Raw genomic sequence first — 11,121 nt, 5'->3', positions numbered from 1 at the left:
AATCGGGCAACGTTCCGAAGCACTACCACACCAGCGCCGACGAGATCCAGTATGTCATTTCAGGAAAGGGCACATTCTGGCTGGGCAGTGAACAGCGCGAGGTCGGCCCGGGCGACCTGATTATCATTCCAAAGGGTGTCGCGCACGCGGGTTCGATCGCAACCAGCGGCGATTTCAAGGCGCTGGCAATCAAGTTGCCGCCGCAGGCTGCCGGGGATACCCATATGCTTCCCTGAAACATCAACGCACTGAAGGCAGAAACTCTGGCTCCCCGATAGGCCAGCTTGTTATCGCCCCCCCTGTTCCCTCCAGCCGTGTCCTGGCGGCCAGTTGCTGCCGCCGGACCCGCCCCACATTACAAAAAAGCTCCTCGCGCTTTTTTTTTCACATTAGAATCACGTGCACGAGAACGATGCCCACGGAGAGCATCGCATCGATATTGCCGGCCGGTTTGCCGGATCAGTGTAACGAAAATCGATCGCAGTCGAGCAATTTATGGACAACCATAATCTGGCTTTGACGCTTTACCATCACAGTATCGAGACGCCCGAGGCAATCGCCATTTGCTGTGACGGCCGTTCCCTGACCTATGCCGACCTCGCACAACGTGCCGCGCGGCTGGCTCACTTCCTACGTGAAAGCCCTGAGTGGGGCATAAACGGTGGGCATCCGCCGCGCATTGGCGTTCTCGCGCCGCAAAGCATCGAGGCGTATGTCGCACTGCTCGGCACGTGCTGGGCGGGGGGCACCTATGTGCCGATCAGCATAAGTGCCCCGCCCGAGCGGATCGCCGAAATCCTGGCGCGCTGTTGCCTCGCCGCGATCGTGGTGGACACACAAGGTGCGGCGTTACTCGCCCGGGAGCTCCTTCATGTTTGCCCACCACTTGTCGTCGCGCCTGATCCACAGGCGTTGAGTGCATTGAGTGGTGGTGCCGTCAAGGTGGTCTCGACCGATGCGCTGCCGTCCGCGCGGGTGTCGGAACCGAAGCATGTCGGCGCGGGACACCCGGCCTACATCATCTTCACGTCAGGCACGACCGGCACACCAAAGGGCGTCGTCATCCCGGCGGGCGCTGTACACCACTATATCGACTCGATCTCCGCGATACTAGGATTGACCTCCGATGACCGGGTGCTTGAAACCGCTGAACTGTCTTTCGACGCATCGGTGCATAACATGTTTTCGACATGGGAAGCCGGAGCATCGCTATATGTCCTTCCGAAGCACCAGGCAATGAATGCGGTCAAGCGCGCAGTCGAAGCGCGGCTCACCGTGTGGAACTCCGTGCCGTCGCTGGTTGGGATGCTGCGTCAGCTAAAATCGTTGCGTCCTGGCGTGCTGCCCGATATTCGCATTGCTGCTTTTGGCGGTGAACAGTTGTCGGCTGGAATCGTCGATGCGTGGCGAGTTGCAGCGCCCAACAGCACGATCCACAACCTTTACGGTCCCACCGAGACTACCGTGTACTGTCTGAATGAGGTTGTCGGCAAGCCGACGCCTCTGACGCCTGGGCGCGATGTGGTGGCGATCGGGCGGCCATTGYCCGGAAATCTCGCAGCCGTGTTCAGCGAGACGGGGGCGATGCTCGCCGACGGCGAATCCGGCGAGTTGGGAATTGGCGGTCCGCAGCTCGCCATCGGCTACCTGGATGCGCCGGAGCTCACGGCACAGCGCTTTCCGACTCGCGCGGGCGCGCGGTGGTATCTAACCGGCGATCGCGTTGTGCGCAATGCGTCCGGAACATTGCATTACCTGGGCCGGGTGGATAACCAGGTGAAAGTGCTCGGTCATCGCGTTGAACTCGAAGAAGTCGAGGCCCATTTGAGGATCGTCGCTGGTGCCGACCTGGTGGGGGCCGTAGGCTGGCCAAGCGATGTCGACGCAACACGCGGCATCGTAGCGTTCGTCGCCGGCGACGCGGTCGACACTGCAAAGGTGCGGCGCGATCTCGCGCGGCGTCTACCTGCGTACATGGTGCCTTCACGGGTTATCGCGTTGCCCGGCATGCCGCTCAATCGAAACGGAAAAGTAGACCGCCATGCCTTGCTGGATCTGCTCGAACGGGGGAGCTGAAAGTGAGCCAGCGGCGCGACCTGATAATCGACCCGGCCATCGAGAATCCGCAGACCGTTGCAAGGACGCCCAGACGGTCGCTCCGCGAAATCATCTCGATCGACAGACGCGAACCGATCGTCGCATTTTCAGAGACCGCGCGCGGCCGGCTGCTGATCGTCACGTTGTTTACCCTCGTGCTGATACGAGTGAATGGCTGGCCAATGTTGATCGCCGGCGGGGCCGCTGCGTTGTCGGCATATGCGCCGCGCTTTCGCGGCATCGCCACGTTTGTTGCCACCTTATCGTTGCTGCCGGCTTCGGGCCTATGGTTTTCGTTCGACATTATCGCCGCGGCGATGGCGCATGAACGGGTCACGGGCGTGTCGGCGGTTGTGCTGGCGTACATGGCGCTGATCGCCTTCATGCTGGTCGCGTGGCTCACGCTGAGCGCGGCTCGACACAACGACGCGCTGTTCGTAGCGCGCCGACCGGTATCGACGCTGCTCGCCACCGAAGCGGTGCTGTGCGGCCTCACGTGCATGCCGTTCGTCCACGGATGGCTAAGAGTCGGCGTATGGGCGTTTCTGGCGATCGCGACGCCGAACATCTGGTTTTTCGCCTATGCGCTCGTCGATCAGCGTTCCCGCGCACGGGGGCCGATGCTGTACCAGCTAGGTCTCTTTCACCCGTTCTGGGGTTCGACCTCAACGCCGTGGGGTAAAGGAGCAGCATTCCTGCGCAAGGTCCAGTCGACGACGCGGCGCGAAATCGCGGTGACACAACTCAAAGCGGTCAAGCTGCTACTCTGGTCGTGCGTTCTGGCGGACATCAACACAGCGGCGCACTGGATGGGCGCGTCGGTTCTGCGAATTCCTACCCTCGAAGGTGTGCAGGCCGCGTATTTTCAGCATCGGCCATATCCGATTGCGATCGGCTGGACAGCGCTCGTGCTGGATGTCGTGTTCTCGGCATTGACGCTCGCCGCTGCGGGGCATCAGGCGATCGCGGTGGCGCGCCTTGCCGGCTATCGTCTGCCGCGCAATACGTGGCGCCCGCTCGAGTCGCGCTCGCTCGCGGATTTCTGGAACCGGTACTACTACTATTTCAAGGAACTACTGGTTGATTTTTTTTTCCTGCCGACTTTTCTTAGGGCCTTCCGCCAACATCCGCGCTTGCGGATTTTCTTCGCGACATTCATGGCGGCGGGCGTCGGCAATGCAATATACCACTTCGTTCGAGATATCGGACTTGTCGCGGTGATCGGGTTCAAGGCCACGTGCGAGACATTTACGAGCTATGTCTTTTATTGCGTGGTACTGGCGCTGGGCATCGGCATTTCGCAAGTCCGTTCACTTGCCGGTCCACGAGTGCCACGCACACGGGCGGCCCCCCTGGCCGCATTCGTTGGGATTTGGCTGTTCGTCATATGCCTTCATCCGTTTGGCAACGAAACGCGTTTCTATACCCTCGAACAGCGCATCACGTTCATGGCTAGTCTTATCGGAGTCGATTGATGGATAATCAACATAAAGTACAGATTCGTGCGTTCGTCGTTGACGCACTGCGCAATCGCAATGACAACGGCGAACTTGCCGATCATGAATCGCTTTTTATCAGCGGCCGACTTGATTCGCTCTCGATGCTGATGCTCGTCGCTCATTTGGAGGCGGAATTCGATATTGATTTCGCCACCGTTGACTTTGACGTCAATCTTATAGACTCGATCGATGAAATTGAGGTGCTGGTTCGTGAAAGGGCGGCCCTATAGCCGGCCGAACAGTCGTCGTTTACCACGGGCAAACGACCGCGCGTTGAAAGGGTTATGAATGTCAGGTGTACTTGCCCGCAGTGATGGGCAACCCACGCGCAAATAGAGAGTCCTTTTGGAGACGAAGGCAATCCTGTTGGTTGGCATGTTGGCAGTGCCCAAGCAACGGCCGTTGTACCTTGGAAGCCGCCGTAGAGGTCGCGCCGGGTCGACGGGCTGAAGTGGGTCGATCTGCGACCTTCGTTCTCCCCGCAGGTTGTGCGATAAGCGGTTTTTCCTGTGCCGCCCACCCAATCGCAGGGTCAGGCACTACTACTCAGATCCCTCTCCGTGGGCACCTGGACCGTCTCTAGGTTCCTGCATCTGCATGGGCGCCGACGGCGCGCCCTACCTACTGCCCCAGCTTGCCGCACCACGCGCGCATGCTCCTGTGCACGAATCTTCCCCATCTTGCGTTAAGCCTCTGGAGGCGGATTCGCCAGGGTCACCCGCTGATCCTCAGCCCCGCTTGTACAGACCTAAAATAACCGGAAAGACGTGAAACAGAGCCTCTTCGCAATTGCCGCGATGTCTACCTTCGTCGCGGTCTGCGCCAGCATTGGTAGCGCTGGCGCCACCCCTCCAACGATTGCTTCAAACCTGCCACGCACACCGAGCATCAGGAAGGAACCGCCTTCTTCTGCTTCGATTGCGATCGCGCTCACATCCACTTACTCCAGAACCGACCCGCGCCTCGAATTCTTCAATGCGCTCAACTCCCTGCGCATCGCAATGGGTGTAGGCGCGTTGCGGCAAGACGCCGCCCTGGACGCCGCGGCCGAGAACCACCTGGAGTATATGAAGCTCAACGCGGTGATGAGCCACACGGAGATCCCCGGGAATCCTGGTTTTACCAGTCCCGATCCGTACCAGCAAGTACTCACCGTGGGCGGATGGCACAAGCAATGGGTTGGACAGAATGCTTACAACGGCGAGATTGGTCGCTGCCTTGCCTCGATGGCGAACTCGGTTTACCACTTGCAGGGGATTACCAGCAATCAGGAGACCATCGGCCTCGCCATGCATGACAATTACTGCGTGACGAACTTTGGTGTGGTGACCGCAGCCGGAACCGGCGGCTACGGCCTCGCCCAATGGGGCGGCCAACAACTGCCTCCCGGCACTGGCGCCCACTACCCAGCCGACAATGCCAACGTCCACGGCTTGTTCATTCCTGGCCACGAGATCCCGAATCCAGCGCCCGATCTGGCCAGAGCCGGTCCCCCGATCATGTTCCGCGTCAACGTTGAAAAGCCATCTGACGTGCTGACGGTCTCGAACTTCATCCTGACGGGGCCTGGCGGCAGTCGCGTACCGGCTCGCATCCTGGTGCCGGCCGAATCCAAGGCTGGCTCGGTTGCTTCGGCTGTCGAGGACGCGAGCTTGTTTCGAGGGGTAGTGTTCCTGCTCCCCACGCAGCCCATCGCTGCCGGCACATACACAGCGACTTTCGTCGGCTCGCGAAATGATGTGGCGATCAACAAGTCATGGAGTTTTACAGCATACTGATCAGCCTCTTCCGCGTCTGGGCAGGCCGAGAATGCATCAAACTTTGCCCCCTGTCTTCTTTGGGGGGGTGGACTACCCCCTGATCTTCATACCCGGTACGACAGGTCGCCCGGCGATTGCGGTCGTCGCTTGCCGGCCGGGGGCAGCCTATGGATAGAAGGTTTCGCCACGGTTCAGCATGTTGACGAATTCCTCGATTTTACGCGCCCTTGTTTCTGGTTTTTTGGCATTCTGTACCCGAAACAGGATGGCGTAGCGGTTACGGCTGTTCAGTGTTGCAAAAAACTTCTTGGCTTCCGGATTTGCGTCCAAAGCCACCTGCAGGTCGTCCGGCACTCTCGAGTTACTGGCGGACGTATAAGCAGCCTTCCAGCGGCCGTCCTTCCTGGCTTTCTCGATTTCGCACATGCCGGGCGGGCGCATCCTGCCTGCGGCGATCAGCGCTTCAGCCCTGTCTTTGTTAAGTTTGGACCAGATGCTTTTTGCGGAGCGTGGGGTGAAGCGTTGTAACCAGTATTTCTCGCTCTCAGCCTTCTTTTGACCATCAATCCAGCCATAACAGAGCGCGCTTTCCAACGCCTGTTCGTAGGTTACGGTTCGCTGCTCGGTGCCTTTTTTCGCTAGACGCAGCCATGCTCCCGTCGAAGTGCTGCCGTTTTGCCCTAGCCAACTTTCCCATTCGGTCTGACTGGAAAATGTTAGAACGCATTCGGCCATGTCACTATCCTGAATGGTTGGGCACATGTGCGGGGGAGGGCGTCCGCAGCCTAACCGTGTTTATACGGACATCAACGTCCGTGGTGCGACCGGAGTGCCGCCGAGTCCGGTCATTCGATGGAGATCCGCTACGCACATCGATGATGCATTGGTCGCATAGCGGCGCTAGACAGTAATCTCGAACACGAATGCACTACCTTTAATTGCCCGGGGTGGTTAGGCCAAATTCGCGAAACAGAACAGATGCGCGGTCGTCTGGCGAGATCGTGTATTGCTCTGCTTGTCCGTTTGCGATGATCTTCAGTGCGTCGCCAAACAGGATTTTTCGACCAGTCTCGTTGTGCAGGACGATCAACATTTTTTGCACAAAAATCGCGTCGGGGTGTGTCGAATTCAGATAGTTGGCGGGGGAAAAATCAATCCATTTCTGTGGAGACAGGTCGAAGGCGTATTGGTTCGCCCATTGCCCATCGACAAGCGCCTTCAGCAAGTACTCTCCATCGCTTGTCCTGGTCAGCATAAACGTATCGGCATCCTGTTTGACTTCGACGTCAATCAAGTCGAGTCGCATCGGAGCTCTGATTCCATAACTTCCGAAGCCGAGATCGCATAGCCAGCGTTCACCGGCCACGGTCAGCACGAGTGCCATATGGGTCTTGGGTCTTTCGACCGCGTAGAACATCGGTCTCGCCGCGACAAACTGGTAAGGTACCCCAAGCTCTTGCAGGGCCATCGCGAACATTCCGTTCACCTCATAGCAGTACCCGCCTCGGTTCCGATGAAGGATCTTTTCGGCAATTCTCTCGGGAACGAGGGAAACGCCTTTTTTTGCCTGCACGTCCAGATTTTCGAATGGAACAGTGAAGAGCTGCCGCCGCATCATTTCAGCAATGGTGGCAATATCTGCCACCGCGGGCCGTTCAAAACCGATCCGGTCGAAGTAGTGTTGCAACGTAAAATTCTCTGCTTTCATTTCATGGCAGTCTCAGTGAAAGAGCTTTCATCGTGACATCCCGGCCAGCTTCGGACTATATACAATAGCGAAGAATCTGTTACGTAACAGATTTGAACGGATTGATGGAAGTCGCCTGCCGGCCAGTATCGGTTGGTCGATACGGAAGCCTGGATCATCGACAATCGACGTGTGGATGGCGGACGAATTCTCTTCGTGGAGCGAACTGCTGACCATAGGATGCAAATCTCGCGTGCGGCGGGAGAAATATAAATGACCCTGATTGACGATTTTCTACCTCATTATGATTTCCGCGAGCGCCACGCTGCGCTCGTACACGCTCCAGCGAACATTATTCTGGATTGCGTTATGCGCCAACGAGCGCAAGACGATCCGCTGGTACGACTGGCCATTGGCCTGCGCGAACTGCCGTCGCGATTGATGAACCGGTCGAGCAGACGCCCGCTTGATCTCGACGATTTCACATTTCTTGGTCGCGAAGGGGATGCCGGGCTGGCGTTCGGACTGACCGGCGCTTTCTGGCGGGCAGATTATGGTTTGCTGGACATTGGGTCCCCCGAAGCCTTCAAGGCGACCGTCAGAATGGACGTCTGCCAGCTCGTCATGAGCTTCAACGTAGATGCCAATGCGTCCGGCGCATCGGTGCTGAGCACGGAGACCCGGGTGTTTTGTCCAACCGCGGCAGTTCGTCGCCGATTTGCTCCCTACTGGTACATCATCCGTCCTGTCAGCGGGCTAATCCGGCGGCGCATGCTTGCCCGGGTTCGGCGACAGGCCGAAAGTCTTGCCAAAGAACGATGAGAGCCGTCTGCGAGCCAATGCCTGCCTGGCTTCTGATATCGGAAACGCGGTCTTCAAGTCGTAGCGACAGAAATCCCAGCAAAGGCTAGGCAAGCAACCGCAAGGCATCAGCGAGCGAGAGCACCGTTGTGCGCGAATCGAACGCCGTTGAAAAAAGATGATCGTGCACGACCTGATCTGGGTCGTAGCAGCAATCCTTGACCGTGAACAAACGGAAGTCCGCATCGCTCGCGTACGCCACCGATGACAGCACCACACCGGTCGACGCAATGCCCACCATGAGCAGGGTATCGATGCCCTGCGCGGAAAGCCGCACCTGCAGGTCGGTGCCAAAGAACACGCTAGCGCGATGCGCGATGATGAGCGGTTCAGTGGCCTGTTGGCCGAGTTCCGGCGAGATCTGGTCGTCGACGAAAAGACCAAGTTGCTTGATTCCCTGCCCGTTCCTGTTCAACGGGCTGACTTCCGGATAGCCTGGACGAAAGTGAATCTTGGCGAAATAGACGCTGACGCCCTTGGCCCGCGCGGCATCGCACAGCTTGCGCGTATTGGAGAGCAAAGTGGGCGCGACCGATGGAAATAACGCCAGGATGTCGGTCTGATAATGCATGACCACCAGAGCGGTTTGCGCTGCAACAATTGGCTGAATCCGCATGGTCACACTGTGCGCATCAGCGGCGCTTTCCATGCCCTGTCGATGGTCTGATGAATCGACGGATCCACGTTCAATGGGTGGCGACATAAGGCTACGCGGTAGAGGATGATGTGATCGACTCTACCACGATCAATCGGCCCGGACGGGCGCCGGAACGTGGTCCGGCGCCCTGATTTGCCCCTTACTTCACGCTCGGTTACGCAGATCGAAGCGATCGAGGTTCATCACCTTGACCCAGGCCGCGACGAAGTCCTTGGCGAACTTATCCGCGCCGTCCTCGCTTGCGTACACCTCGCACAGGGCCCGGAGCTGAGAATGCGAGCCGAACACCAGATCCACCCGCGATCCGGTCCACTTGACCTGCCCCGTCTTGCGGTCACGTCCCTCGAACACATCCTGGGAGAGCGCCTTCCATTCCACGCCCATGTCGAGCAGGTTACGGAAGAAGTCGTTGGTTAGCGTTTCCGGGCGGTCGGTGAAGACGCCGTGCGCATCGTTCCCCGTGTGGACATTCAGCACGCGCAGGCCGCCGATCAGCACCGTCATTTCGGGCGGGGTCAGAGTCAGCAGCTGCGCCTTGTCAAGCATCATTGCTTCCGCCGGAACACGCGCTCTCGGGTTGAGGTAATTGCGGAAGGCATCGGCCGTCGGCTCGAGGGCGCCAACCGATTTCACGTCGGTCTTTTCCTGCGAAGCATCCATGCGGCCCGGCGAGAATGGTACGGTCAGCTTCCGCCCGGCCTTCTCCGCCGCCTTCTCGATGCCGGCGCTGCCCGCCAGCACGATCAGATCGGCCATCGAGATCTTCTTGCCACCCGACTGGGCACCGTTGAACTCGCTCTGGATACCTTCCAGGGTCTTCAGCAGCTTGGCCAGCTGATCCGGCTCATTGGCCGCCCAGTCCTTCTGCGGAGCCAGGCGAATGCGCGCGCCGTTGGCGCCGCCGCGCTTGTCCGAACCGCGGAACGTCGATGCCGATGCCCAGGCAGTCTTCACCAGTTCCGAGACCGACAGCCCCGATGCCAGGATCTTCTGCTTGAGCGCCGCCACGTCCTGGTCATTGACCAGCGGATGGTCTAGCGCCGGAATGGGATCCTGCCAGAGCAATTCTTCCGCCGGGACTTCCGGACCGAGGTAGCGGGCGCGCGGTCCCATGTCCCGGTGGGTCAGTTTGAACCAGGCACGGGCGAATGCGTCAGCGAATTCCTCGGGGTTCGCCATAAAGCGCCGCGAGATTTTCGCGTAGATGGGGTCGAAGCGCAGCGACAGGTCCGTGGTCAGCATTGTCGGCTTGAGCTTCTTCGACGGATCGTAAGCGTGCGGAACCGTTTCGCCGGCATCCTTGGCCACCCACTGGTTGGCCCCTGCAGGGCTTTTGGTCAGCTCGTATTCATAGCCGAACAGGTTTTCGAAGAAGCCACTGTCCCACTTCGTCGGCGCGGTCGTCCAGGTGACTTCCAGACCGCTGGTAATCGAATCCGCGCCTTTCCCTGTGCCAAAGCTGCTCTTCCATCCCAGGCCCTGGTTTTCGAGGCCGGCGGCTTCGGGCGCGGGGCCCACGTGATCAGCGGGACCGGCACCGTGTGTCTTGCCGAAGGTGTGGCCGCCGGCAATCAGCGCCACGGTCTCCTCATCGTCCATGGCCATGCGGCCGAACGTATCCCGGATGTCGTACGCCGCGGCGAGCGGGTCCGGATTGCCATCGGGGCCTTCCGGATTCACGTAGATCAGGCCCATCTGCACGGCACCCAGGGGATTCTCGAGGTTGCGCCCGGGGTCGGTACGGCTGACTTCACCGCCGTGCAATGCCTCGTCGGCCACGATCCCTCCTTCGTTGCCGCCCTTGCCGTAACGGACGTCGCCGCCCAGCCAGGTCTTTTCATTCCCCCAATAGACGTCCTGGTCCGGTTCCCAGGTGTCTTCACGGCCCCCACCAAAACCGAATGTCTTGAATCCCATGGTTTCGAGGGCAACGTTACCCGCGAGGATCATCAGGTCGCCCCAGGAAATCTTCTGGCCATACTTCTGCTTGATGGGCCAGAGCAGCCGGCGAGCCTTGTCCAGGCTGACATTGTCCGGCCAGCTGTTGAGCGGTGCGAAACGCTGCTGGCCCCGCCCGCCACCGCCACGGCCGTCACCGATGCGGTACGTGCCGGCGCTGTGCCAGGCCATACGGATAAACAAACCACCGTAATGGCCGAAGTCCGCCGGCCACCAGTCCTGCGAGTCGGTCATCAGCGCCGCGAGGTCCTTCTTGACTGCAGCGAGGTCGAGGCTCTTGAACGCCTCGGCATAGTTAAAGCTCTTGTCCAGTGGGTTGGACTTGTCGGAGTGCTGGCTGAGCAACTCTAGCCGCAACTGCTTCGGCCACCAGTCCCGATTGGTGGTGCCGTCACCGGCGGCGTGGTTGAAGGGGCACTTTTCGTTAGACATGCTCTCTCCTTCGGAGGCGTACCAAACGTGAGTTCTAGTGAGTTCTAGTATTTCCGCGTCAATGCTTCCACTCGGGACCTGCATTGGCAGGCCTGCCGCACACAAAATATAGTTGAAAGCGTTCGGCAACAGAATATGAGTTTGCAATCGCCTCAATAGCACGTCGCT

Annotated in this window: 10 protein-coding genes; 6 read left to right on the top strand and 4 right to left on the bottom strand. The window is 59.3% G+C overall.

Annotation, left to right across the window (positions count from 1 at the left end):
* The 5 genes from AB4061_RS31575 to AB4061_RS31555 form a co-directional block, all read left to right on the top strand.
* Positions 1 to 236, top strand: a 236-nt coding sequence (locus tag AB4061_RS31575) for a cupin domain-containing protein (RefSeq protein ID WP_441640145.1), incomplete at its 5' end; no start/stop codon positions are given.
* 259 nt (positions 237 to 495) lie between these two features.
* Positions 496 to 2,076 carry an amino acid adenylation domain-containing protein gene (locus AB4061_RS31570; RefSeq protein WP_441640144.1) on the top strand — a complete coding sequence of 527 codons (1,581 nt, stop codon included), beginning with the start codon at positions 496 to 498 and terminating at the stop codon, positions 2,074 to 2,076.
* A gap of 2 nt (positions 2,077 to 2,078) precedes the next feature.
* Positions 2,079 to 3,572 carry a hypothetical protein gene (locus tag AB4061_RS31565; RefSeq protein WP_441640143.1) on the top strand — a complete coding sequence of 498 codons (1,494 nt, stop codon included), beginning with the start codon at positions 2,079 to 2,081 and terminating at the stop codon, positions 3,570 to 3,572.
* Positions 3,572 to 3,826 (top strand): phosphopantetheine-binding protein, encoded by a 255-nt coding sequence (locus tag AB4061_RS31560; RefSeq protein ID WP_441640142.1) that lies wholly within the window; start codon positions 3,572 to 3,574, stop codon positions 3,824 to 3,826. The genes AB4061_RS31565 and AB4061_RS31560 overlap by 1 nt, the downstream gene beginning before the upstream one ends.
* A 537-nt stretch (positions 3,827 to 4,363) precedes the next feature.
* The gene (locus AB4061_RS31555; protein ID WP_441640141.1) at positions 4,364 to 5,374 is read left to right on the top strand and encodes a CAP domain-containing protein; all 1,011 of its coding nucleotides are present in this window, start codon (positions 4,364 to 4,366) and stop codon (positions 5,372 to 5,374) included.
* A gap of 147 nt (positions 5,375 to 5,521) precedes the next feature.
* On the opposite strand, the gene AB4061_RS31550 is transcribed toward AB4061_RS31555, so the two are convergent.
* Both AB4061_RS31550 and AB4061_RS31545 read right to left on the bottom strand, forming a co-directional pair.
* Entirely contained in the window at positions 5,522 to 6,091 is a 570-nt protein-coding gene (locus AB4061_RS31550; RefSeq protein ID WP_441640140.1) for a YdeI/OmpD-associated family protein, read from the bottom strand.
* A 199-nt stretch (positions 6,092 to 6,290) separates the two neighbouring features.
* Entirely contained in the window at positions 6,291 to 7,064 is a 774-nt protein-coding gene (locus AB4061_RS31545; protein WP_441640139.1) for an arylamine N-acetyltransferase family protein, read from the bottom strand.
* A 252-nt stretch (positions 7,065 to 7,316) separates the two neighbouring features.
* On the opposite strand from AB4061_RS31545, the gene AB4061_RS31540 reads away from it, so the two are divergent.
* Positions 7,317 to 7,865 (top strand): hypothetical protein, encoded by a 549-nt coding sequence (locus AB4061_RS31540; RefSeq protein WP_441640138.1) that lies wholly within the window; start codon positions 7,317 to 7,319, stop codon positions 7,863 to 7,865.
* A gap of 85 nt (positions 7,866 to 7,950) precedes the next feature.
* Here the strand turns inward: AB4061_RS31540 and AB4061_RS31535 are convergent, their stop codons facing one another.
* Together AB4061_RS31535 and katG are read right to left on the bottom strand one after the other, a co-directional pair.
* Positions 7,951 to 8,553, bottom strand: coding sequence for an isochorismatase family cysteine hydrolase (locus tag AB4061_RS31535; RefSeq protein WP_441640137.1), 603 nt, complete (start codon positions 8,551 to 8,553; stop codon positions 7,951 to 7,953).
* 153 nt (positions 8,554 to 8,706) lie between these two features.
* On the bottom strand, positions 8,707 to 10,953 hold the full coding sequence (katG, locus tag AB4061_RS31530; RefSeq protein WP_441640136.1) for a catalase/peroxidase HPI: 2,247 nt from the start codon (positions 10,951 to 10,953) through the stop codon (positions 8,707 to 8,709).
* Positions 10,954 to 11,121 lie beyond the last annotated feature (168 nt).

The sequence above is a fragment of the Cupriavidus sp. YAF13 genome, from assembly GCF_052113425.1.
Lineage (GTDB): Bacteria > Pseudomonadota > Gammaproteobacteria > Burkholderiales > Burkholderiaceae > Cupriavidus.
The sequence above is the reverse complement of the archived record's forward strand: the minus strand, read 5'-3'. Positions and strand labels throughout refer to the sequence as shown.